This is a genomic window from Polymorphospora rubra, assembly GCF_018324255.1.
Lineage (GTDB): Bacteria > Actinomycetota > Actinomycetes > Mycobacteriales > Micromonosporaceae > Polymorphospora > Polymorphospora rubra.
Genome location: NZ_AP023359.1, coordinates 4167708 through 4191422, shown reverse-complemented (window position 1 = coordinate 4191422; position 23715 = coordinate 4167708). Strand labels below are relative to the sequence as shown.

Sequence of the window (23715 nt, the reverse complement as noted above, 5' to 3'; positions counted from 1 at the left end):
ACGGTCGCCAAGCCGCGGGCCATCAAGCCGATCACGGCCAGCTCCGGCCGCCGAGCCGCAGGCCGGCAAACCGGCAGTCGCCGAGCCCCGGACCGACAGTCGCCGAGTCCCGGACCGACAGTCGTCAAGCCGCGGACCCGGCAGTCGCCGAGCCCGGCCCGACGGTCACCGGGTCGACGCCGCCGGCGGGCCGGCGCTCAGGCGCGGGCGGCTTCCAGGGCCAGGGCCGCGGCGCCGAGCAGGCCCGCGTCACCACCGAGGGTGCTCTCGTGCACCCGTACCCGGCGGACGAACGCGAGCCCGGCCAGGTCCGTGATCGCCGCCCGCAGCGGGTCGAAGAGCACGTCACCGGCACCGGAGACGCCGCCACCGATCACCACGTCGTCGAGGTCGATCAGCGCCGCCGCGGAGACGATGCCGGCGGCGAGCGCGCGGGCGGCCCGCTGGAAGGCGCGTACCGCGACCCGGTCACCGGCCCGGGCGTCGGCGGCGAGGGTACGGGCGTCGGCCGGCCGGTCCCCCGGCGACCAGCCCTGTTCGAGCGCCCACTGGGCGATCATCGGCCCGCTGGCCAGCGCCTCGACGCAGCCGCGCCCGCCGCAGGCGCACCCCGGTCCGGCCATGTCGATCACGATGTGGCCGATGTGGCCGGCGTTACCGGTGCCGCCGGAGTGCACCCGGCCGCCGATCACCAGACCGCCGCCGACCCCGGTCGACACCACGATGCCGAGCACCGACCGGTCGCCGTACCCGCCGCGCCAGTGCTCGCCCAGCGCCATGCAGTGCCCGTCGCCGGCCAGTACCGCCGGCCGGCCGGGGAGCACGTCGCGCAGGGCGTCGAGGATCTCGAAGTCGCGCCAGGCGCCGATGTTGACCGGGCTGACCGTGCCGGCCAGCGGGTCGAGCGGGCCGGCCGAGCCGACCCCGAGGCCGACCAGCCGCCGGCTCGGCCCGCGCGCGGCGACCTCGCGTACGAGGTTGTCGAGGGCGGCGGCCACGATCTGCGCGTCGGGGCTGACCGGGGTCGGCACGGTCGCCTGGGCGGCGATCGTGCCGTCCGGCTCGACCACCGCCGCGGCCAGCTTGGTGCCACCCACATCAACAGCTAGAACGGGACCCGTCACGCCGTCACCTCGCTCCGTCCGGTCGATCCGTCACGACCAACGACGCAGGCCCGCCGGTCGGCCCGGCCGTGACCTGGTCACACCGTGTTCCCGAACGGGCGGCTTCATACCGTCGCGGCGGTGAGGTCGTTGACGCAGCGTAGAACCGGACGGGCGGCCAGGGCGGCCGGGTCCACCGGTCGGGACGTACGGACGGTGAAGCCCACCGACTCGCCCGGCAGCAGGGTGACCAACGCGTCGTCGACGACCGCCGCCGGGTCGAGCCGGTCGGCCAGCACGGTCAGGTCACGCAGCACCGTACGGGCGGTCACGGTCAGCCGCAGGCCGCCCTCGACCGGCTCGACGGCCGTGTCGTAGGCCGCCGGCGGGTAGGCGATCTCGCGGTCGGTGGCAAAGAACCACCAGGCCCGCTGGTCGCCGCTGGCGCAGACCAGCAGCTCGCGCCTTGGGTCGCCCGACCGGGTCAGGTCCGCCGGCAGCGGCACGGTCACCGTCGAGTACGCCGGCACGTCCAGGTCCACGACCGCCTTCGCCCGCGGTTCGCCGTCGAGTCCGAGCCGGCCGGCCGTCACCCGGGCCGTCCACCGTCGCCCGCCGTCGTTGACCGCCACCAGAACCGGTACGCCGTCGCGTGGCTGGACGGTCAGCAGCCGGTCGGCGTACGCCCGGCGCAGGGCGTACCACAGCGGTTTGCGGCGCCCGTCGCCGTCGACGGCCGCCCAGGAGGTGACCGGCCAGCAGTCGTTGAGCTGCCACACGATCGTGCCCATGCAGACCGGCCGGTGGGACCGGAAGTGTTCGACCCCGAGCGCGATGGCGCGGGCCTGGTTGACCTGGGTGAGGTAGTGCCAGTCGTCGAAGTCGCGGGGCGTCGGCAGGTGCGCGTCGAGCCCCCGGCGCAGCTTGGCGTCGCCGTCGGCGGCCTTCTGGTGGTGCCGCATCCCGGGCGAGTCGGGGGCGAGCGGGTCGTCGCGCAGCGCCCGCCGCAGCGTCGCGTACGTCGGCGGGGCCTGGTAGCCGAACTCGGCGACGAACCGGGGCACGTACTCCCGGTAGCGGACGTAGTCGTCGGTGTTCCACACGTCCCAGATGTGCGTGCTGCCGTGGGCCGGGTCGTTGGGGTGCCGGTCGTGGCGGCCGGACCACGGGCTGCCCGGCCAGTACGGCCGCGTGGGGTCGAGTTCGGCCATCACCCGGGGCAGCAGGTCGAAGTAGAAGCCGGCACCCCAACTGTGGTCCCCCAGCGGCTCCCGCCAGCCCCAGTCGTGCCAGCCCCAGATGTTCTCGTTGTTGCCGACCCACATGACCAGGCTCGGATGGCTGGCCAGCCGGGTCACCTGTTCGCGGGCCTCGGCGTCGATCTCGCCGGCGAACGGCTCCTCCTCGGGATAGGCGGCACAGGCGAAGAGGAAGTCCTGCTCGACCAGCAGGCCGAGGGAGTCGGCGAGGTCGTAGAAGTCGTCGGACTCGTAGCGGCCGCCGCCCCAGACCCGGAGCAGGTTCACGTTGGCGTCGCAGGCCTGGGCGAGCCGCCGCGCGTAGCGGTCGCGGGTGACCCGGGTCGGGAAGACGTCGTCGGGGATCCAGTTGACGCCGCGTACGAAGACGGGGACGTCGTTGACGACGAGGGTGAACGCGCTGCCGTGGGCGTCGGCGGTGGTGTCGAGGCGTACGGTGCGGAACCCGATCGGCCGCCGCCAGGTGTCCAGCGGGGTGCCGTCGGCGGCGGACAGGGTCACCTCCAGCGGGTGGCGGGTGGGTTCGCCGTACCCGCGTGGCCACCACAGTTCGGGGTCGGCGACGGTGAGGGTCAGCACGGCGGTGTCCCGGCCGGCGCCGACCGTCGCCTCGGCGGTGGCACCGGCGACGGCGGCGTGGACGGTGAGCGGGCCGCCGCCGGGGTCGGCCCGCTCGATCCCGACGTGCACCTCGACCCGCCCGGCGCCGGCGTCGACCGTCGTGAGCGGACGAACGGTGGCCAGCCGGGCGACCCGCCAGGTGTGCAGCCCGATGTCCTGCCAGATGCCGGCGGTGACCAGCGTCGGTCCCCAGTCCCAGCCGAAGTTGCAGGCCATCTTGCGGATGAAGTTGAACGGTTCGGGATAGGAGTTCGGCCGCTCCCCCAACTCGTCACGGCGGGCCCGCGCGTAGCGGTAGGCGGAGTCGAACCGTACCCGCAGGGTGTTGTCGCCGGTCCGCAGCGCGGCCCGGGCGTCGAAGCGGTAGCCGCGGTGCATGTTGGCCGTCCGGCCGAGTTCAACGCCGTTGAGGGTGACCGTCGCGACGGTGTCCAGCCCGGCGCAGACCAGGTCGACCCGGTCGTCGCCGGCCGGGTCGGCCGTGAAGGTGGTCTCGTAGACCCAGTCGGTGTGTCCGATCCAGGCCAGCCGCGTCTCGTTGTCGTCGAGGTACGGGTCGGGGATGCGGCCGGCGGCGAGCAGGTCGGTGTGCACGCAGCCGGGCACCGTCGCCGGTAGGACGACGCCGGCGATCCCGTCGGGCACACCGGATCCGGGTTCGCCGGTTCCGGGCACGGCCCGCAGGGTCCAGCCGTCGTGCAGCGGCCGCAGGTTCGCCACGTTCGCACCGTTGGTCAAGACTTCACCGCGCCTTCCATGATCCCTCGGACGATCTGACGTCCGCCGATGAACAACATCACGAGCAGTGGCAGCGTGGCCACCAGCGCGCCGGCGAGCACCCGGCGGTAGAGCACGTAGTTGCCGCTGGCCAGGTCGGACAGCGCGACCATCGAGGTGGGGTAGTCGGTGCCGCCCAGGGTGATCAGCGGCCACTGGAAGTCGTTCCAGGTGGCCACGAAGGTGAGCAGGCCGAGCACCGCCATGGCCGGCCGCACCGCCGGGAGCACCACGCTCCACCAGATCCGCATCGTCGTCGCGCCGTCGATCCGGGCCGCCTCGACCAGTTCGTCGGGTACGGCCCCGACCATGAACTGTCGCATGTAGAAGACTCCGAACGCGCTGACCAGCCCAGGCGTGATCACCGCGAGCAGGGTGCCGTTCCAGCCGATCTCGCCCATCAGGATGTAGAGGGCGACGACGCCGAGCTGGTTGGGCACGGTCAGGGTGAGAATGACGAAGACCATCAGGGCGTTGCGGCCCCGGAACCGGAGCTTGGCGAACGCGAAGCCGGCCAGCGAGCAGAAGAACAGTACCGAGAACGTCACGACCGTCGACACGATCGCGCTGTTGGCCAGGGACTGCACGAAGTACACGTCCTGCATCGAGAAGACCTCTTGCAGGTTGGTGAACAGCATGGCGCCGGGCACGACCCGGGGCGGGATCTCGGCCAGTGCGGCGTCGGTGCTGGTGGCGACGACGAACATCCAGTAGATCGGGAACGCCGAGAAGAGCAGCACCACCGAGAGGAACAGGTAGGTCCAGATGCCGGCGCCGCGGTGGCGCGGGATCCGGCGGGCCGGCGGGGTCCCGCGTGGGGCGCCGGTGCCCCGGGTGTCCGGGGCCTGGGTCGCGGTGGTCGTCATCGGCGGCCTCCTCCGAGCCGGTTCGTGACGACCGCGTTCAGCACGGCGACCACGACGATGATCAGGAACAGCGCCCAGGACATCGCGGCGGCGTATCCGAGGTTGAGGTCCTTCCAGCCGACCTGGTAGATCAGCAGGGCGATGGTCTGCCACTCCCGGTTGGCACCGCCGGTCGCGGCCGCGGCGTTCTGCTGGAAGAGCATCGGCTCGGTGAAGAGCTGCAGGCCACCGATGGTGGACAGGATCACCGTGAAGATCACCACCGGCCGGATCATGGGTACGGTGATCCGCCACAGCTGGCGCCACGGCCCCGCCCCGTCCACCGCCGCCGCCTCGTAGACGTCGCGCGGGATGGACTGCATCGCGGCCAGGTAGAGCAGGGCGTTGTAGCCGATCCACTTCCAGTTGACCATCGTGGCGATGGCGATCCACGACGACCACTTCGCGGCCCGCCAGTCGATCGGCTCGGCCGTGCCGAGCAGCGACAGCACCCAGTTGGCGACTCCGGTGTCCCGGGCGAAGACGACCGCGAAGATCAGTGTCGAGGCGGTCAACGGCGTGACGTACGGCAGCAGCACCCCCACCCGGAACCAGGTCTGCGCCCGCAGCTTGCGGTTGAGCAGCCCGGCCACGATCAGGGCCAGGGTCAGTTGCGGCACCGTCGAGAGCAGGAAGATGCCGAACGTGTTGAGCAACGCGTTCCAGAAGGCGTCGTCGGCGAGCAGCCGCTCGAAGTTGGCCCAGCCCGCCCAGCCGGTCAGGGTGGGGTCGTCGAGCCGCCAGTGGCGCAGCGCGACGACCCCGTTGAAGACGATCGGGAAGATCCCGAAGACCGCGAAGAGCAGGAAGAACGGCGCTATCAGCAGGTACGGCGTGTAGCGCAGGTCGAAGCGGAGCAGGCGGTTGCGCCAGCCGTGTGGCTGGGTCGTCACGCCTGGGCCGCCTTCTGGGCCTCCTTGACCGCCTCGGTCCACGCGTCGGCCGCCTTGCCCTTCAGGTCACCGCTGGCGAGCCGGTTGAGCACGTTCTCCACCGCGACCCGGGTCGGCCCGTTGCGCCGGCCGAGGTACTGCGGGGTGAGGTTCTCGGCGGTGCCGCTGAAGATCTGGCCGACCGGGGCGTTACCGAAGAAGGGGTTGGTGAAGTCGCGGATCGCCGGGTCGTCGTAGAGGGCCGGCTGGGACGGCAGGTTGCCGACCTTCTTGAAGATCTCGATCTGCTGCTCGGGCTGGACCAGCCACTCCAGGAACTTGTACGCCTCGTCGATGTTCCTGCCCTGCTTGGGGATGGTCAGGAAGGAGCCGCCCCAGTTGCCGCCGCCACCGGGGATCGCGGCGATGTCCCACTTGCCGCTGGTGTCCGGTGCGGTGTTCTGGATGTGCCCCTGCATCCAGGCGGGGCAGGCCAGCACCGCGAAGTCGCCCTTGACGAAGCCGGCGTTCCACTCCGGGGAGAAGGCCGCGAGGTCGGCCGACAGGCCGGCACCGATCGCCTTGGCGGCCACGTCGAAGGCGACCTTCGGGCCGCCCTCCATCCGCAGCGTCTCGCCCTGGTCGTAGAAGCCGACCGGCTGCTGACCGAGCACCGGGTTGAAGATGTTCGTGCCGGCGTCGATGAACTTGCGGCCGGTCTTGCCGGTGTAGGTCTGGCCGGTGGCGATGAACGCGTCCCAGGTCGGCCAGAGCGCCGAGACCCGGTCCCGCTCGGTCGGCAGCCCCGCCTCGGCGAACAGGTCGCTGCGGTAGCACATCGCCAGGCCGCCGATGTCGGTGCCGAGGCCGATCTGGCTGGCGCCGTCGGCGGACAGCGACTGCTGCCACTTCCACGGCAGGTAACGCTGCTGGTACTGGCCGGCGCCCTTGTCGAGCAGGTTGACGAACTGGTCGGCCTGGCCGCGGAACTGGATGATGAAGCCCTCGTCGATGGCCGCGATGTCCGGGGCGCCCGAGCCGGCGATCAGCTTCTTCTGCAGGTCCTCGTGCTGGGCGTTGTATTCGCCGGTGTTGAGGCTGATCCGGACGTGTGGATTCGCCGCCTCGTAGCGGCCCTTGAGTTCGTCGAGGCCGAAGTCGCCCCAGAAGTTGATTTTCAGGGTGACGGCGCCGTCGCCGCCGCCGCTGTTGCCGCTGCACCCGGTGACCAGGAGCAGGCCGGCCAACCCGGCGGCGGCCATCCGGACGAACTGGGACCGTTTCATGTCATCCTCCGCACATATCCATGGAAACGCTCCCATGATCGAAGAGCGTCGACTGAACCGGATAAGTGACGACACCGTACGGGCGACATCGGAACATGTCAATCCTGTGACGCCCGCATGGCGGATTGGTAACCTGACCGGGACGATCTGGCCGCTTAACCGAGAAAGGTCAACTGGCCGGTGGGGCACACCGTTCCGGACCGGTAGCGTGATGGGTCCCGCCCGGCGCCGTGGCCACCGACGGCCCGGCCGCCCGGCCGCCGAAAGGAGACCGGTGAAACGGCCGACCATCGCCGACATCGCCCGGCGGGCCGGGGTCTCCAAGGGCGCCGTCTCCTACGCGCTCAACGGCCAGCCCGGCGTCTCCGCCGCGACCCGGCAGCGGATCATCGCCATCGCCGAGGAGATCGGGTTCAACCCCAACAGCGCCGCCCGCGCCCTGTCCGGGGCCACCTCCAACGCCGTCGGGCTCACCCTCTGCCGGCCGGCCCGCACCCTCGGCATCGAACCGTTCTTCATGGAACTGATCAGCGGCGTCGAGGCGGAACTGTCCGCCCGGTCGTACGCGCTGACGCTCCAGGTCGTCGCCGACCCCGACGCCGAGATCGCGGTCTTCCGGCGCTGGTGGGGCGAACGGCGCGTCGACGGCGTACTCGTCTGCGACCTGCGCGTCGACGACCGGCGGGTGCCCGTCCTGGAACAGCTGCAACTGCCGGCCATGGTGATCGGCGGCCCCGGCCACACCGGCGCGCTGGCCAACCTGTGGGTCGACGACGCGGCGGCCCTGGTGGAGGCCGTCGAATACCTCGTCGCGCTGGGCCACCGCCGGATCGCGCGGGTCGGCGGACTGCCCGGCCTGTTGCACACCGAGATCCGTACCCGGGCCTTCACCGACCTGCGCGACCGGCTCGGCCTGTCCCAGGCGGTCACGGTGCCGTCCGACTACACCGGCGAGGAGGGCGGCCGGGCCACCCGCCGGCTGCTCAGCTCGCCCGACCGGCCGACCGCGATCCTCTACGACAACGACGTCATGGCCGTCGCGGGCCTCGCCGTCGCCCAGGAGATGGGGCTGGCCGTACCCGCCGACCTGTCGATCGTGGCCTGGGACGACTCGGCACTCTGCCGACTCGTCCACCCCGCGCTGACCGCGCTCGGCCGCGACATCCCGGCGTACGGCACACACGCCGCCCGGCGCCTGCTCGCGGTGATCGCCGGTGGCCCGGCCGACGGATTCCAGGACCAGAACGCCCACCTGACGCCCCGCGGCAGCACCGGGCCCGCACCCCGCGACAGCTGACCGCCCGACCCGCGCGCCGGCCCTACAGCGAGGGCGACTGGAAGGACTCCAGGAACGCCTCCATCCGCTCCGCCGGCGCCGGTCGGGAGAGGGCGAAACCCTGCCCGTACCGGCATCCGGCGGCCCGCGCCCGGTCGACCTGCCCGTCGGTCTCCAGCCCCTCCGCGACGATCTCCAGGCCGAGGCGGCGGCCCAGGCTGACCACCACGTCGATCAGGGGCTTGCTCTGCGCGCCGCGGCCGGAGTCGGCCACCAGGGCCCGATCGACCTTGAGGATGTCGACCGGCAGCCGGCGCAACTGGGCCAGCGACGCCTGGCCGGCGCCGAAGTCGTCGAGTGCGGTGCGTACGCCCAGCGCCCGCAGCCCGGCGAACTGGGTGACCACGGTCGGCACGTCGCTGGCGACCCGGGCCTCGGCGACCTCGACGACGAGCTGCTCCGGGGCGAGCTGATGGGCGGCGAGGACGGCCGCGACGGTCGGCACGAAGTCGGGGGCGGCCATCTCGTGCGGGGCGACGTTCACCGACATCCACAACGGACGTCCGGCGGGTGACCAGACGGCGAGCTGGCGGCATGCCCGGTCCAGCACCCACCGTCCGATCTCGACGGCGATGGCCAGATCCTCGGCGACCGGCAGCAGCTCGGCGGGAAGCACGGTGCCCAGCACCGGACTCCGCCAGCGCAGCAGCGCCTCCACCCCGACCGGCTGGCCGTCGTGCATCCCGAGGATCGGCTGGTAGACCAGGTCGAGTTCGCCCCGCGCGGCGGCGCCGGGCAGCTCGCGCTCGAGGTCCATCCGGCGGACCAGCTGCTCTTCCAGGTATGCGTCGTACCACTCGATCCGGTTGCGGCCGAGCTGCCGGGCCCGGCGGCGGGCGAGGTCGGCCCGGCGCAGTACGTCGTCGACGCCGTCCCCGCCGGACAGCTCCGCCAGGCCGATGCTCAGGTGCAGGTGTACGACGGCGCCGGGCAGCTGGTACGGCTCGGTGAGGGCGGCGAGCAACCGGGTGCCCAGGGTGTACGCCAGCATCGGCCCCTCGACCGTGACGATCGCGAACTCGTCGCCGGCGAGCCGGGCGGCGACGTCGTCCCGGTCGATGGTCGCCCGAAGCCGCCGGCCCACCTCGATCAGCACCGCGTCGCCGACCTCGCGGCCGCGTACGTCGTTGATGCCCGCCATGCCGTGCAGGTCGATGACGAGCAGCGCGCCGGTGTGGCCGGCCACCGACCGCTGGGTGACGATCGTGCGCATCAGCTCACGCCGGTTGGCCAGCCCGGTGAGCTGGTCGGTGAACGCCATCTCGTGCAGCGTGCGTTCGAGGTGCCGGCGTTCGCCGACGTCGCGTACGTGCACCACCAGTGCCCCCACCTCGGGCACGCCGCGCTGGTCGCTGATGGTCGACTCGGTCTCGCGCAGGACGCCGTGCCCGTCGACCAGCCGGGCGGTGACCAGCGGCGGACGGCCACCCTCGGCCGTCCGCCGGGCCAGGACCCCGGTCAGCACCGCGGTCACGTCGGCGGCGTCCTCGGGATGCATCAGCTCGGGGAACGCCCGGCCGAGCACGTCGGCGTCGGACAGCCCGAAGAGCCGGGCGGCGGCCGGCGACTGCCAACGGATCAGCAGGTCCTCGCCGACCACCAGGGTCAGGTCGTTGGCGCCGGAAACCAGCGACCGGAAGTGCGCCTCCTGCTCGGCCAGGCGACGGGCGTACCGGCGGACGTCGACGGCCGCGAGCACCTCGCGGACGACCAGGGTCGGGATCACCGCGAGACCGAGCACGATCGAGGTCCGGTCGAACGACCCGACCGCGATCAGGTGGTAGGCGGCGGCGAGGGTGGCGATCACGGCCGGCACGGTGAGCAACGGGTACGCCGACAGGTGTGCCTCGGCCTCGACGGCCACCCGGGGCCGGCCGCCGACCTCGGTGCGGGACGCCCCGATCCAGGTGAGCAGCGGGGCACCGGCCAGGACGGCACCGGCCGTCAGCAGGGTTTCCGGCGGCGCGTCGTAGGCGAGCAGCCAGGTGAGCGCGGTCAGGCCGACCACGCTGGCGCTGGCGCCGGCGCCGGAGAGCAGGGCGGCCCGCCGGAAGCGGGCCGCCCGCAGCGCGGTGATCACGATGATCGACAGGCCACCGGCCGCGATCAGGCCGGCCGCCAGCGCCGTGCCGGGGGTCGCGCCGGCCGGATGCAGCAGCCAGCCGGCGAAGGCGAAGCTCGCTCCCATGCTGAGCCCGTCGAAGCCACGGCGGAGTCGTACGGTCGTGGTGACGGCCGCCCCGGGCAGGAGCAGCAGTCCGAGCACACTGAGCACGGCGGTGGCGGTGAGGCCGGTCAACGCCACCGAGGGAAGCCGCCCGGTCGGCACCAGTGGCAGGGCGACGGCGGTCAGGCCCGCCGCGAGCACGCCGAGGCCGAGCAGGCCGGCACCCCGACAGGCGCCGATCCGCTTCTCGATGGCCCGGAAGGACAGCCCGAGCCGGATCAGGCGGGTGGTGCACACCGCGGCGACCGGTACGACGGCGGCGGCCAGGGCCACCAGCACGGGTACGGCGCCGGAGAGGCCGGCCACGATCGCGAGCGGGGCCACGGCGGCGGGAGCGAGCAGGGTCACCAGGCGGATCGGAACGGGCCGGGTGGGGGCACGCAGGAGGGGTTCCACTGACACGGCGGCGGTCACCTTCGCGGAGGGGGCGAGGGCTGGCGATGCGGCGGCACCGCACCTATCAACGGTCAACGAGCATCGCGGCGACCAGGTTACGCCCCGGTTCCGGCGATGGTGGCAGGATGGTGGGGTGAGCACCGCGCGACCAGTCCATTTCCGTTATCCGCAGGCGATCCTGGTGGCGGCGATCGTCGGGTTCGTCGGCGCCATCCCGCTGGCGAGCGTCTCGTGGTTCCTCGCCCCGATCCTGCTGGTGCCGCTCGCCCTGGCGATCTGGGCGTGGCGGGCCGGCACCGACGCCGACGCGGCCGGCATCCGGACCCGGGCACTGCTCGGCAACCGCCGCATCGCCTGGTCCCAGATCCGCGAACTGGCCGCCGACCGGCGCGGGCGGGCGATGGCGCTGCTGACCGACGGCCACGCCGTGGGTCTGCCGGCCGTCCGGGCCGCCGACCTGCCCCGGCTCGTCGAGGCCAGCGGCAGCCGGCTCGACACCGACCACGCCGGCTGACCGGCCGGCCCGCGCGTCAGTACCCGTCGGTGACCTGGTTGGTCAGTGGTTCGCCGGCGGCGAAGCGGCGGAGCTGGGCACCGGCGAGCCGGTAGGCGCGCGGGAGCACCCCCTTGACCGAACCCGCGACGTGCGGGGTGATCAGTACGTTCGGCAGTTCCCACAGCGGATGGTCGGCCGGCAGCGGCTCGGGGTCGGTGACGTCGAGCGCGGCGCCGATCCGGCCGGTGGACAGCTCGGCCACCAGGGCTGCGGTGTCGGCGACCGGGCCGCGGGCCCCGTTGACCAGCAGCGCCCCGTCCGGCAGCGCGGCGAGGAACTCGGCGTCGATCAGCCCCCTGGTCCGCTCGGTGAGCGGCACGATCACCACCACGACGTCGGCGGTGGGCAGCAGGGCGGGCAGCTCGGCCACACCGTGGACGCCCTCGTCCGGTCGGGGCGTACGGGCCACCCTGGTCACCTCGACCTCGAAGGGGGCCAGCCGGGCGGTCAGCGCGGCGCCGATCGAGCCGGCCCCGACAATCAGCACCCGCTTGCCGGCCAGTTCGTCGGTGGGCGTGAACTCCTCGTACGCCCACTCGCGGCGGACCTGCGCCCGGACGAAGGCCGGGAACGCGCGCAGGTGCGACAGGATCGCGGTGACCACCCACTCGGCCGTGGACGAGTCGTGCACGCCGCGCGCGTCGCAGAGCGTCACGCCGGCCGCCAGCCGGCCCACCCAGGCGTCGGCCCCGGCGGAGAGCAGCTGCACCACCTTCAGGTCGGGCAGCTTCTCGGCGAGGCCGACCGTGCTGCCCCCGGCGAGGAACGGCGGCACCCAGAACGACACCCCGGCGGGGTCCGACGGCAGGTGGTCGGGACCGCGCACGGTCTCGACCGTGACCCCCGCCGGCAGCGCACCCATCAGCCCGATGCCGTGCTCGTGCGCGACCCAGACCTTCACGACAGCACCCGTGTGATCATCACTCGACCCTAACGGCCGGCCGGGCGCGGCATCCGGGCAGGTCGGCCGGCTGCGCGCCGCCCCGGCGGGCCGGCGGCCGTGGCCGGCGACCGGCCCGGGCTCAGCGGCGGGGCAGGTCGACGGGGCCGGCGGGCTGGTGGATGTCGTACCCGGCGACCGTGCTGGTCGTCGACGGCACCCCGGCGGCGGCGATCGCCGCGCCGACCGCCCGGCTGGTCGCGCTGCCGGCGGGCAGGACGTACGCCGGGGCGGGCGCGGCGGCCACCAGGTCGCGGTGCGGCGCGTAGCGGTCCCAGCCGGGGCGCAGATCGTCGTCGATGACCGCGCAGACGATCCGCTCCCGGGTGGCGAACGTGATCGGCAGGCAGGTCCAGTACCCGCCGTAGAACCGGGTGATCCCGCGCTCGTCGAGTGCCGCGACCAGCTCCGCGCGGGCGTCGGCCTGCCGGCCGTATGCCGGCAGGTGGGCGACGAACGCGGCCGTCGCGACGACCATGGTGGCGGTGAGCGCCGCCAGCGCGCCGGCTCCGGACGCCCGCCACCGGCCCGGGCCGCGCGCCGCGATTCTCCACAGTGGCCAGAGCAGGGCCGGGATGGAGATCAGCAGGCAGGACAGGTAGCGCGCGCTCTCCACCGGGGTGCTGCCGGCGGCGCCGCTGGCCGCGTACGCGAGCAGGGTCAGCGCGGCGGCCACGACGAGCGCGAGCCGACCACCCTGGACGACCGGCCGGGCACCGCGGGCGTCCGGGGAACCGGCCGACCCGGTGCGGCGCAGTCCCCGCCAGGCGAGTACGCCCGCGACGACCAGCAGGACCGGCACCAGCAGCCCCCACCAGAGCTGCCACGGCTCGCACCGGCCGGGCGGGCAGAGCCCGGTGCCCATCGGCAGGCCGAAGAGCACCCCGCCGAAGAACCGGTCCGGCCAGGACGCGTCCGCGCCACCGCCGAGGTTCGCGTAGATCGCCAGCGAGCGGTGCTCGGGTGCGGCGGTCAGGTTGTGCGCCACGATCGGCACCAGCCCCACCAGCAGGCCGCCCGCGAGCGCGGCACCGTGCCGGCCGGGCAGGTCCCGCCAGCCGGTCAGGAGCAGCAGCAGGCCGGCCGCGCCGACATACGGCAGGACCAGCCAGTCGTCCCACAGGGTGAGGCCGGCGACCAGGCCGAACACCGCGTACCCGGCGGCCCGTCGGCGTACGACGCCCAGGCCGAGGTTGACCGCGAGCAGGATCAGCAGGGCGCCGGCCGGGTTCATCTCGGGATAGCCGCCGCCGGCGATGAGCTGGTTCTTCAGGATCCGGTCGGCGCCCAGCGCCAGCAGGCCGACGGTGAGGGCGGCCAGCCACGGTGTGTAGAGGCGGCTGGTCAGCCGCCACATCAGGGCCAGGAAGGCGGCGTAGAGCAGCAGGTTCGGCAGCCGCAGGGCGAACACCGACGGACCGGCGAGCAGGAACAGCGGCGCGGCCAGATAGGACTCCAGGGCGCCCATGTAGTACTGGCCGTAGAAGAAGAGCGGGAACTCCCGGCCCTGGCTGACGTGCAGGGCGACCAGCCCGGTGGTGGCCTCGTCGCTGTTGGTCGGCGGCGCCTGCGCGAGCAGCACCGCGAGCCGGTAGCCGACGCCGGCCAGGGCGAGGGTCAGCGCGACCCCGGCGGGGGTGGGGCGCCACGACCGGCGGGCCGCCGGCGGGGCAGGGGCGGCCACGGTCACCATGCCGGGCAGTCTGCCACGGTGGCCCGCACGAAGCTGCCCGCTTCCCCGGCACCCACACTTTGAGCTGGGGAAATGATCTAAACACCACGGGTATACACGCGATGTATACCCGTGGTGTAGTGTGCCCCGCATGGCAATCGGACAGACGTTCCTGGGGCTGCTGGAGTCGGGGCCGTCGCACGGCTACGACCTCAAGCGCACATACGACGAACGGTTCGGCCGCGACCGGCCACTGGCCTACGGGCAGGTCTACGCGACCCTCTCGCGACTGCTCAGGAACGGCCTCGTCGAGGTCGACGGCATCGAGCCCGGCGGCGGACCGGAACGCAAGCGGTACGCGATCACCGACGCCGGGATCACCGACGTACGGCGGTGGCTCGCCCAGCCCGAGAAGCCCGACCTCTACCTGCAGAACACCCTCTACACGAAGGTGGTGCTGGCGCTGCTGACCGGGCGCCCCGCCACCGAGATCCTCGACACCCAGCGGGCCGAGCACCTGCGCCTGATGCGCGAGCTGACCCGCCGCAAGAACGACGGCGGCCTGCCCGACCACCTCATCTGCGACTACGCGCTGTTCCACCTCGAAGCCGACCTGCGGTGGCTCGAACTCACCGCCGCCCGCCTGGACCAGCTCGCCAAGGAGGTACGGCCATGAACCCCGCGACCGACGGCGGCGACCGGAACCGGCCGAACGAACCACTGCTGCACGCCGTCGACCTGCACAAGTCGTTCGGCCCCACGCCGGCGCTCGCCGGTGCGTCGATGGACCTCGCCGCCGGCGAGGTCGTCGCGATCATGGGCCCCTCCGGCTCCGGCAAGTCGACCCTGCTGCACTGCACCGCCGGAATCGTCGCGCCGGACAGCGGCCGGATCGTCTACCGCGGCCGGGAACTCTCCGCGATGTCCGACGCCGCCCGCAGTGCGCTGCGACGCAGCGAGTTCGGCTTCGTCTTCCAGTTCGGCCAGCTGGTGCCCGAACTGACCTGCCTGGAGAACGTCGCCCTGCCACTGCGGCTCGACGGGCACAAGCGCCGCGAGGCCGAGCGGCGGGCCACCGGCTGGCTGGACCGGCTGGAGGTCTCCGACGTCGCCCACAAGCGGCCCGGCGAGATCTCCGGCGGTCAGGGCCAGCGGGTCGCGGTGGCGCGTGCCCTGGTCACCGGCCCACGGGTGGTCTTCGCCGACGAACCGACCGGGGCGCTCGACTCGCTCAACGGCGAACGGGTCATGAAACTGCTCACCGAGGCCGCCCGGGACACCGGCGCTGCCGTGGTGCTGGTGACCCACGAGCCGCGGGTCGCGGCGTACTCCGACCGGGAGATCGTGGTGCGTGACGGCCGGACCCGCGAGATGGAGCTGACGGGCCGATGAGGAGCTGGGCTCGCGATCTCGCGCTCGGCTGCCGGCTGGCGATCAGCGGCGGCCGGGAGGGCTGGACGCGCACCGTCCTGACGGCGGTCGGGGTCGGGCTCGGCGTGGCCCTGCTGCTGCTCTCCGCCGCCGTCCCGAACATCCTGGACGCCCGCTCGGAGCGGACCTCGGCCCGGGCCGATCTGCGCTTCACCGAGCAGCCGCTGGTCAAGGGCGACGACACGCTGCTGGTGCTCGACGTCGGCACCAGATACCGCGGCGAGCACATCTACGGCCGGATGCTGAGAGCGGAGGGGGTCAACGCACCCCGGCCGCCGGGGGTAGCCGAGCTGCCCGGGCCGGGCGAGATGCTCGTCTCCCCCAGCCTGGAAAGGCTGTTGACCGGTCCGGACGGCGCCCTGCTGCGGGAGCGGCTGGACGCCCGGATCGTCGGCACGATCGGCGACGAGGGCCTGGCCGGTGCGCGGGAACACGCCTTCTACGTGGGCAGCGACAGCATCACCGAGGACCGGGCCCAGCGGATCGACGGATTCGGCGTGGTGGACGACAGCGAGGGTTTGGACCCCGTCCTGCTGATGCTCACGGTGGTCATCTTCGCCGTGCTGCTGCTGCCGGTCGCCGTCTTCATCGGCGCGGCCGTCCGGTTCGGCGGCGACCGCCGGGACCGGCGGCTCGCCGCGCTGCGGCTGGTCGGCGCGGACGGCGCGATGATCCGCCGGATCGCCGCCGGCGAGGCGCTGCTCGGCTCGGTCCTCGGCCTCGGCGTCGGCGCCGTGGTCTTCTTCGCCGGGCGGCAACTGGTCGAACTGTTCACCGTCATGGACGTGACCGTCTTCGCCGGTGACGTACGGCCGACCCTGGCACTCACCCTGCTCGTGGTGCTCGCCGTACCGGCCGCCGCGGTGGCGGTGACCCTCTTCGCCCTGCGCCGGGTGGTCATCGAACCGCTGGGGGTGGTCCGGCACGCCACCGGTGGCCGGCGCCGGCTCTGGTGGCGCCTGCTCTTTCCCGCCCTCGGGCTCGCCCTGCTCGCCCCGCTCGTCGGCACGATCGGCGCGGAATCCGGGGGCGGCAACGAGATGCAGGTCGCCGCCGGCGCGGTGCTCCTCCTGATCGGCGTGGCGGTGCTGCTGCCCTGGCTGGTCGAGGCGGTGGTCGGCCGGTTGCCCGGTGGCGGCGTCCCGTGGCAGCTCGCCACCCGGCGGCTCCAGCTCAGCAGCGGTACGTCGGCGCGGGTGGTCAGCGGGATCGCGGTCGCCTCGGCCGGCGCGATCGCGTTGCAGATGCTCTTCGCCGGGGTGAGCGCCGACTACGTGGAGGCGACGGGAGAGGATCCCGGGCGGGCCCAGTTCCAGGTGTGGGGTTTCTCCCTCGGCGACCACTCACAGACCGAGGCGGCCGTCCGACGGTTCCGGGAGACCCCAGGCATACGGGACGTCACCGGCTACAGCGTCGTGTACGCCGGCAGCCTCGCCGGCCCCGCGCAGGGAGGCCGGCAGGGCGGGGTGGAGGTGTTGGTCGGGGACTGCGCCACGCTGGCCGAGTTCGCCGTGCTGGACGGCTGCGCCGCCGGGGACGCCTTCCTGAGCGAGGCCAGCAACCCGGACCCCGAATCGACGCCGCCGGGACCAGGCGACCCGGTCGTGATGAGCGGCCCCGCTGCGACGGAGTGGACGATCCCCGCCACTACCCGGATGATCGCGCCCCGCGCTGACTCGCCGCTACATGACGCCGCCCGGCTCTACGTGACGCCGGAGGTGCTTCCGTCGGACCTCCTGCGCGGCGGGCGGGTCGAGTTCTTCGTCAACCTCGACGCGGCCGAGCCGGACGCCGTCGAGCACCTGCGTACCGCCGTGGTCAAGGTGAGCCCGTACTTCATGATCAGCGAACGGGTCGCGCTGCGGGAGGACGACCGGTTCGCCGGCATCCGGCGCGGCCTGTTCATCGGGGCGCTGCTGACCATGCTGCTGATCGGCGCCAGCATGCTGGTGACCACCCTGGAGCAGCTGCGGGAGCGCCGACGACTGCTCGCCGTTCTGGTCGCCTTCGGCACCCGACGCAGCACGCTGACCTGGTCGGTCCTGTTGCAGACCGCCGTACCGGTGGTGCTCGGGCTGGCCCTGGCGATCGGTGTCGGGCTGGGGCTCGGCGCGGTGCTCATGTCGATGGTCGACCTCTCGGTCCGGGTCGACTGGACCAGCATCGGCCAGATCACCGGGGTGGCCGCCGGGGTGGTGCTGCTGGTAACCGCGCTGAGCCTGCCGGTCCTGTGGCGGCTGATGCGCCCGGACGGGCTGCGTACCGAGTGAGCGGGTGGAGCCCGCCGGGACCGTCCGGCGGGCTCCACCGGGCCAGGGTCGGGTTCGGCACCATGCTGACTATGCACAAGATCTGACAGATATAGATAGTTGACAATGGAATGCTTAGCCTCCTAATCGATCTCCTTCGATAGGAGCGGCAATGCGATTCCGTCCACTCATACTCGCCTTCGCACTGGTCGCCGCGTTGGTGACCGTCGTACCGACCAACAGCGGCCCGGCCCAGGCGGCCGCCGCCGACCGCTGGGGCTTCGCCCTCGTGGACAACCCCACCGTGCCGACCTGGACCGTCCTGAACACCACCCGCCAGTGGGGCAGCTGGAAGCCCGGCTTCCCGGGCCTGTGGGCCCTGGGCGGCAAGATCGCCGCCGGCCGGTTCCAGGTCCGGTTCCCCCAGGTCGGCACCTCGGTCCCCGGCATCGTGCACGTCACGCCGGTCAACCGCACCGGCCACTACTGCGAGGTGGTGAACTCGGGCCCGGCCGGGACCGACCAGCTCGTCGTCGTACAGTGCCACGCGCCCGGCGGCACCCCCTCCGACACCGCGTTCACCATCCTCTGGACGCTGAGCTCCGGCATCGTCCCGGTCAGCCAGGGCACCCACGCCTACGTGCGGTCCACCGCCGCCGGCGGCATCGTGCAGGCGTACAACTCGACCGGCGGCGGGGTGGGTGTGCTACCCGGCCCGCCCGGGCAGTACCAGGTCACCCTGGCCGGCGTCGGAGGGACCGCCGGCCCGGCCGGCAACCTCCAGGTGACGGCGATCAGCACGGCCGGCGCCCCGCGCCGCTGCAAGTTCGCCAACTGGGGCCCCAGCGGGCTCGACATCGTCGCGATCGTCACCTGCTTCAACCAGGCCGGGGTGCTGACCGCCACCGAATTCAACCTCTCCTACCACCGCGAGCGGTCGGTGATCGGCTCGTTCGCGCCGCCGAAGTTCTTCGGCTACTTCTCGCCGTTCGGCGGGCAGACCAACTTCAACTACCCGATCGGGTTCGGCGTCAACACGCTGTCCGGCGGGCCGGTCTGGCAACTGGTCTACCCGCAGCTCGCCGTCACCGAGACGCACGCGCAGGTGGTCGCCCAGGGCACCGGTCCGGAGTACTGCCACCTCACGTGGCCGTGGACGTACGTCGGGCTCGACGCCAACGTGTCGATCATCTGCTTCAACAACGCCGGCACCGTGGTGCCGTACCGCTTCCTTTCGACCTTCACCTCGAAGGACTGACCCGCCCGGCCGGCCCCGCTGCGCCCCGCGCGGCGTGGCCGGCCGGCCGCGCCGATCGCCGCGCCGATCGCCGCGCCGATCAAGGAGAAGTCGTGCCCGGTACGCACCGAACGCCGGAACACTTCTCCTTGATCGACGTGATCGCGGAGCACCGCGCGGGCGCGCCGGACCCGGTGGCGGGAGCACGGGGCGGGACGTACGGGATGGGGGCGTCACCCGGATAGGGTGGGTGGGATGAGCGCGCGTCCCCCGTACCCCCGTGTCAGCCGGACCCGTGCGGCCCTCGCCGCCGCCGCCGCACTGGTCCTCCTGACCAGCGGCTGCGCGTTCGGCGACCCGCCGCCGGACCCGGCCGGCGAGCCGCCGACGTTCCCGACCCCGTCGGTGTCGGCCACCCCGCCCGCCGGCGCCGGTCAGGAGATCGCCGCGACGGTGCTGGCCAAGGGACTGCGGGTGCCGTGGGGGGTGGCGTTCCTGCCCGACGGCGGGGCACTGGTCACCGAGCGGGACACCGCCAAGATCCTCAAGGTCGGTCCGGAGTCGGACACGAACGGCCTCAAGGTCACCACCGTGCAGACCCTCGACGAGGTCGACGCGGCCGGCGAGGGCGGGCTGATGGGCATCGCCGTGTCGCCCGACTACGCCACCGACCAGACGGTGTACGTCTACTACTCGACCGAGGAGGACAACCGGGTCGCCCGGCTGACCCTCGGTGGGGAGCCGACCCCGGTGGTCACCGGCATCCCGCTGTCCGGCATCCACAACGGCGGCCGGATCGCGTTCGGCCCGGACGGTTTCCTCTACGTCACCACCGGCGACGCGTCGGAGCGCGGGCTGGCCCAGGACCGGGCGAGCCTCGGCGGCAAGATCCTGCGGATGACGCCGGACGGCAAGCCGGCCACCGGCAACCCGTTCCCCGACTCGCTGGTCTGGTCGCTCGGCCACCGCAACGTGCAGGGCATCGCCTGGGACGGCGAGGACCGGCTCTACGCGACCGAGTTCGGCCAGAGTTCGTGGGACGAGATAAATCGGATCGAGCCGGGTAAGAACTACGGCTGGCCCGAGAAGGAAGGCCGGGGCAACGACTCGAGATTCGTGGATCCGCTGGTCACCTGGCGGACCGACGAGTCGTCGTGCTCGGGCGTCGCGGCCGTGGAACGGCTGCTGATCGCGGCGTGCCTGCGCGGCGAACGGCTGTGGGTGGTCGAACTGACCGCGGCCGGCACCGTGTTCGGGCAGCCGCGGGCGATGCTGACCGGCGAGTACGGCCGGCTGCGTACGGCCGCCACGGCCCCCGACGGATCGGTGTGGATCACCACCTCCAATCACGACGGACGGGGGGAACCGGCGCCGGACGACGACCGCATCCTCCGGCTGGTCTTCTCCGGCGGCGGAGCGGGTAAGAGCTGACGACGGACAGCCGACTTCGCACGCGACGCGCGTCAGTTTCACAAGATCGCCGGGTGGGCAGGGTGATGATGTGAGCATGGAAGAGGACAAAACCGGCAAGGATCGTGCTGCCGAGGGTGCTACGAGCACACCCTCGCGGGGCGGTCGCTGCCCGGCGGCATGCGCACCGCCGGCCGACACCTCCGGCGGGCCGGCCGGTCGCGGGTCACCCGCCGGCTCGGGATGGGGTTGGCCGTCCTCACCGTCACCCTCGTCGGCGTCGTGGCGGGAGTGCTCATCGGCGCCCGCAGCCAGGTCGACGTCGGGCCGTTCAGCGCCGAAATGTCGATCACCCCGGCGGCCGACGGCGGCACCACGTTCAGCATCCCGCCGCTGGGCGCCCTCCAGCTCGACAGCCACGACGGACCGGCCCACCTCAACGTCCGCCTCGGCGCCCTCGACCAGCGCCGCACCGAGGCACTCATCGGCGACCCGGCCGGCATCGCCCGGGCCAGCCAGACCGCCGTACACGACGTGACGATGGGCATCGCCCGGCTCGGCGCCCAGACGATCGCGGTGTCCGTGCTGTCCACCCTCGTGCTGTCGGCGCTGGTGTTCCGCAACGTACGCCGGGTCGCCTGGTCGGGCGCGCTGGCGCTCGTGATCACCGCCGGCAGTCTCGGCACCGCCGCCCTCACCCTGCGCCCGCAGTCGATCGAGGAGCCACGGTACGAGGGACTGCTGGTCAACGCACCGGCGATCGTCGGTGACGCGCGGCGGATCGCCAACGACTACACGAAATACTCCGAGCAGCTCCAGCGACTGATCGGCAACGTCGGTCGGATCTACACGACGGTGTCGACGCTGCCGGTCTACGAGCCCGCCGAGGGCACCACCCGCATCCTGCACGTCTCCGACCTGCACCTCAACCCGACCGCCTGGCAGATCATCCGCACCATCGTCGAGCAGTGGGACATCGACGCGGTGATCGACACCGGCGACATCACCGACTGGGGCAGCGAGCCGGAGGCGTCCTTCGTCGGCTCGATCGGCCTGCTCGGTGTCCCGTACGTCTACATCCGCGGCAACCACGACTCGCCGACCACCGAGGCGGCGATCGGCGGCCAGCGCAACTCGGTCGTGCTCGACAACACCGTCGCGAACGTCGCCGGGCTGAGCATCGCCGGGATCGGCGACCCACGCTTCACTCCGGACAAGGAGACGTCCCCGGCCGGATCGGGCCAGACGAAGCAGGCCACGGAGCAGATCCAGGGGGTCGGGCAGCGGCTCGCCGACACGATCCGGGCCACCCCGGAGCCGGTCGACATCGCGCTCGTCCACGATCCGGCGTCGGCCGGACCGCTTTCCGGGGTGACCCCGCTGGTGCTGGCCGGCCACACCCACCAGCGTGCGGCGAGCATGCTGGGCCAGGTTCCCGACCAGCAGGAGACCCGGCTGCTGGTGCAGGGGTCGACCGGCGGTGCCGGGCTGCGCGGCCTCGAAGGCGAGGAGCCGCTGCCGCTGGCCATGTCGGTGCTCTACTTCGACCAGCAGAAGGCCCTGCAGGCGTACGACGACATCCAGGTCGGCGGCACCGGCCAGTCCCAGGTCGCGCTCGAACGGCACGTGATCAAACCCGAGGTGCCGGAGGAACCGCTCAACGGCTCGCCGTCACCGACGGCACCGACCCCGTCCCCGACCCGCTGAACGATCCGGCCGGCGCCCGCGTGGCGCCGGCCGGATCGGCACGGTCAGCCCTCGACGCCGAGCCGGGACAGCACCAGTTCGCGTACGGTCTTGGCGTCGGCCTGCCCGCGGGTGGCCTTCATGACGGCACCGACCAGCGCTCCGGCGGCCGCGACCTTGCCGTCCCGGATCTTGTCCGCGATGGCCGGGTTGGCGGCGATCGCCTCGTCGACCGCCGCGGTCAGCGCACCGGTGTCGGAGACGACCTCCAGGCCACGGGCGGTCATGATCTCCGACGGGGTGCCCTCCCCCGCGACCACGCCTTCGAGCACGCCCCGGGCCAGCTTGTCGTTGAGCTTGCCCTCGTCGACCAGCCGCTGAAGCTCGGCCACGTGCTCCGGGGTGGCGCCCACCGCGGCCAGCTCGATGCCCTGCTCGTTGGCGCGGCGGGACAGCTCGCCGAGCCACCACTTGCGGGCCGCGGCCGGCGTGGCACCGGCGGCCACGGTCTGCTCGATCAGCTCGACCGCGCCGGCGTTGAGCACCGACTGCATGTCCAGATCGGACAGTCCCCACTGCTCCTGGAGCCGCTTGCGGTGCACCCGCGGCAGCTCGGGCAGGGCGGCCCGCAACTCCTCCACCCAGGCGGCGTCCGGCGCCAGCGGCACCAGGTCGGGCTCGGGGAAGTAGCGGTAGTCGGTCGCCGTCTCCTTGGACCGGCCCGACGTGGTGTCGCCGGTGTCCTCGTGGAAGTGCCGGGTCTCCTGCACGATCGTGCCGCCGCCGTCGAGCACCGCCGCCTGCCGCAGCATCTCCGACCGGACGGCCCGCTCGACCGAACGCAGCGAGTTGACGTTCTTGGTCTCGGTACGGGTGCCCCACGGCCCGCCGGGCAGGTTCAGCGACGTGTTGACGTCGCAGCGCAGCGAGCCCTCCTCCATCCGTACGTCGGAGACGCCCAGCGAGCGCAGCACGTCCCGCAGCTCGGTGACGTACGCCCGGGCCACCTCCGGCGCCTGGGCACCCGTGCCCGGGATCGGCTTGGTGACGATCTCGACCAGCGGGATACCGGCCCGGTTGTAGTCGACCAGCGACTCGGTCGCACCGTGGATCCGCCCGGTCGCGCCGCCGATGTGCAGCGTCTTGCCGGTGTCCTCCTCCAGGTGCACCCGCTCGATGCCGATCCGGACCATCTCACCGTCGACCTCGACGTCCAGCCAGCCGTCGACGCACAGCGGCTCGTCGTACTGGCTGATCTGGAAGTTCTTCGGCATGTCCGGATAGAAGTAGTTCTTCCGGGCGAAGCGGCACCACGACGCGATCGAGCAGTTGAGCGCCAGCCCGATCCGGATCGTCGCCTCGATGGCCGCCCGGTTGGCGACCGGCAGCGAGCCGGGCAGACCGAGACAGACCGGGCAGACCCGGGTGTTGGGCTCGCCGCCGAAGTCGGTCGGGCAGCCACAGAACATCTTCGTGTTCGTGCCCAGCTCGACGTGCGTCTCCAGGCCGATCACCGGCTCGTAGCGCGCGACGACGTCGTCGTACGGCGGCAGGACGATCGTGGTCATCAACACTCCAGCTCACGACGGCATCCGGAACGTGCACCAGCCTAGTGCAGCACCGCGCCGACCTGTCGGGGGTGGCCCGGCAAGCCCGCACCGCCGGTTGATCTGGGCGTCAGGGACCTCATGCGTGCTGGACAAGGTCTCTGACGCCCAGATCGGCAACGCCCCGGCCCGGGGCGTCGAACGG

17 protein-coding genes are annotated in these 23715 nt (G+C 72.7%); 8 read left to right on the top strand and 9 right to left on the bottom strand.

Annotation, left to right across the window (positions count from 1 at the left end):
- Nucleotides 1-197: 197 nt before the first annotated feature.
- The 5 genes from Prubr_RS19020 to Prubr_RS19000 all read right to left on the bottom strand — a co-directional run bounded on the left by Prubr_RS19020 (nt 198) and on the right by Prubr_RS19000 (nt 6823).
- On the bottom strand, nt 198-1124 hold the full coding sequence (locus Prubr_RS19020) for an ROK family protein (protein WP_212816306.1): 927 nt from the start codon (nt 1122-1124) through the stop codon (nt 198-200).
- 104 nt (nt 1125-1228) lie between these two features.
- On the bottom strand, nt 1229-3721 hold the full coding sequence (locus Prubr_RS19015; protein WP_246567341.1) for a glycosyl hydrolase 2 galactose-binding domain-containing protein: 2493 nt from the start codon (nt 3719-3721) through the stop codon (nt 1229-1231).
- Nucleotides 3718-4626: a carbohydrate ABC transporter permease gene (locus tag Prubr_RS19010; RefSeq protein WP_212816305.1), complete on the bottom strand. Its 909-nt coding sequence runs from the start codon at nt 4624-4626 to the stop codon at nt 3718-3720. The genes Prubr_RS19015 and Prubr_RS19010 overlap by 4 nt, the downstream gene beginning before the upstream one ends.
- Nucleotides 4623-5558, bottom strand: coding sequence for a carbohydrate ABC transporter permease (locus tag Prubr_RS19005; protein ID WP_246567339.1), 936 nt, complete (start codon nt 5556-5558; stop codon nt 4623-4625). Before Prubr_RS19005 ends, Prubr_RS19010 begins: the two co-directional genes overlap by 4 nt.
- A complete protein-coding gene (locus tag Prubr_RS19000; RefSeq protein WP_212816303.1) occupies nt 5555-6823 on the bottom strand; it encodes an ABC transporter substrate-binding protein in 1269 nt (422 codons plus the stop codon). The genes Prubr_RS19005 and Prubr_RS19000 overlap by 4 nt, the downstream gene beginning before the upstream one ends.
- Before the next feature lie 274 nt (nt 6824-7097).
- Here Prubr_RS19000 and Prubr_RS18995 point away from each other — a divergent pair, with 274 nt between their 5' ends.
- Nucleotides 7098-8120, top strand: a complete 1023-nt coding sequence (locus Prubr_RS18995; protein WP_246567336.1) for a LacI family DNA-binding transcriptional regulator — start codon at nt 7098-7100, stop codon at nt 8118-8120.
- Nucleotides 8121-8142: 22 nt separating this feature from the next.
- On the opposite strand, the gene Prubr_RS18990 is transcribed toward Prubr_RS18995, so the two are convergent.
- A complete protein-coding gene (locus tag Prubr_RS18990; protein WP_343221676.1) occupies nt 8143-10788 on the bottom strand; it encodes a putative bifunctional diguanylate cyclase/phosphodiesterase in 2646 nt (881 codons plus the stop codon).
- A gap of 127 nt (nt 10789-10915) precedes the next feature.
- Between Prubr_RS18990 and Prubr_RS18985 the strand changes: the two genes are divergently transcribed.
- Nucleotides 10916-11296, top strand: coding sequence for a PH domain-containing protein (locus Prubr_RS18985; protein WP_212827263.1), 381 nt, complete (start codon nt 10916-10918; stop codon nt 11294-11296).
- A gap of 16 nt (nt 11297-11312) precedes the next feature.
- Here the strand turns inward: Prubr_RS18985 and Prubr_RS18980 are convergent, their stop codons facing one another.
- The gene (locus tag Prubr_RS18980; protein ID WP_212827261.1) at nt 11313-12239 is read right to left on the bottom strand and encodes a 2-hydroxyacid dehydrogenase; all 927 of its coding nucleotides are present in this window, start codon (nt 12237-12239) and stop codon (nt 11313-11315) included.
- A 121-nt stretch (nt 12240-12360) separates the two neighbouring features.
- Nucleotides 12361-13971: a hypothetical protein gene (locus Prubr_RS18975; RefSeq protein ID WP_212827259.1), complete on the bottom strand. Its 1611-nt coding sequence runs from the start codon at nt 13969-13971 to the stop codon at nt 12361-12363.
- A gap of 130 nt (nt 13972-14101) precedes the next feature.
- On the opposite strand from Prubr_RS18975, the gene Prubr_RS18970 reads away from it, so the two are divergent.
- From Prubr_RS18970 to Prubr_RS18945, 6 genes are all read left to right on the top strand, one after another.
- Nucleotides 14102-14626 (top strand): PadR family transcriptional regulator, encoded by a 525-nt coding sequence (locus Prubr_RS18970; RefSeq protein ID WP_212827257.1) that lies wholly within the window; start codon nt 14102-14104, stop codon nt 14624-14626.
- Entirely contained in the window at nt 14623-15342 is a 720-nt protein-coding gene (locus tag Prubr_RS18965; protein ID WP_212827255.1) for an ABC transporter ATP-binding protein, read from the top strand. Before Prubr_RS18970 ends, Prubr_RS18965 begins: the two co-directional genes overlap by 4 nt.
- Nucleotides 15339-17651 (top strand): FtsX-like permease family protein, encoded by a 2313-nt coding sequence (locus Prubr_RS18960; RefSeq protein ID WP_212827253.1) that lies wholly within the window; start codon nt 15339-15341, stop codon nt 17649-17651. Before Prubr_RS18965 ends, Prubr_RS18960 begins: the two co-directional genes overlap by 4 nt.
- Before the next feature lie 151 nt (nt 17652-17802).
- Nucleotides 17803-18888, top strand: coding sequence for a hypothetical protein (locus Prubr_RS18955; protein ID WP_212827251.1), 1086 nt, complete (start codon nt 17803-17805; stop codon nt 18886-18888).
- A 234-nt stretch (nt 18889-19122) separates the two neighbouring features.
- Entirely contained in the window at nt 19123-20298 is a 1176-nt protein-coding gene (locus Prubr_RS18950; protein WP_212827249.1) for a PQQ-dependent sugar dehydrogenase, read from the top strand.
- A gap of 159 nt (nt 20299-20457) precedes the next feature.
- Nucleotides 20458-21984, top strand: a complete 1527-nt coding sequence (locus tag Prubr_RS18945; protein ID WP_212827246.1) for a metallophosphoesterase family protein — start codon at nt 20458-20460, stop codon at nt 21982-21984.
- 44 nt (nt 21985-22028) lie between these two features.
- On the opposite strand, the gene gatB is transcribed toward Prubr_RS18945, so the two are convergent.
- Nucleotides 22029-23531, bottom strand: coding sequence for an Asp-tRNA(Asn)/Glu-tRNA(Gln) amidotransferase subunit GatB (gene gatB, locus Prubr_RS18940; protein ID WP_212827244.1), 1503 nt, complete (start codon nt 23529-23531; stop codon nt 22029-22031).
- Between the last annotated feature and the right edge of the window lie 184 nt (nt 23532-23715).

Bases quoted from the DNA above. Each gene is read 5' to 3' on its own strand.
- Prubr_RS19010 (WP_212816305.1), bottom strand. From the start codon at position 4,626: ATGACGACCACCGCGACCCAGGCCCCGGACACCCGGGGCACCGGCGCC.
- Prubr_RS19000 (WP_212816303.1), bottom strand. From the start codon at position 6,823: ATGAAACGGTCCCAGTTCGTCCGGATGGCCGCCGCCGGGTTGGCCGGC.
- Prubr_RS18975 (WP_212827259.1), bottom strand. From the start codon at position 13,971: ATGGTGACCGTGGCCGCCCCTGCCCCGCCGGCGGCCCGCCGGTCGTGG.
- Prubr_RS18970 (WP_212827257.1), top strand. From the start codon at position 14,102: ATGGCAATCGGACAGACGTTCCTGGGGCTGCTGGAGTCGGGGCCGTCG.
- Prubr_RS18965 (WP_212827255.1), top strand. From the start codon at position 14,623: ATGAACCCCGCGACCGACGGCGGCGACCGGAACCGGCCGAACGAACCA.
- Prubr_RS18960 (WP_212827253.1), top strand. From the start codon at position 15,339: ATGAGGAGCTGGGCTCGCGATCTCGCGCTCGGCTGCCGGCTGGCGATC.
- Prubr_RS18955 (WP_212827251.1), top strand. From the start codon at position 17,803: ATGCGATTCCGTCCACTCATACTCGCCTTCGCACTGGTCGCCGCGTTG.
- Prubr_RS18950 (WP_212827249.1), top strand. From the start codon at position 19,123: ATGAGCGCGCGTCCCCCGTACCCCCGTGTCAGCCGGACCCGTGCGGCC.
- Prubr_RS18945 (WP_212827246.1), top strand. From the start codon at position 20,458: ATGCGCACCGCCGGCCGACACCTCCGGCGGGCCGGCCGGTCGCGGGTC.
- gatB (WP_212827244.1), bottom strand. From the start codon at position 23,531: ATGACCACGATCGTCCTGCCGCCGTACGACGACGTCGTCGCGCGCTAC.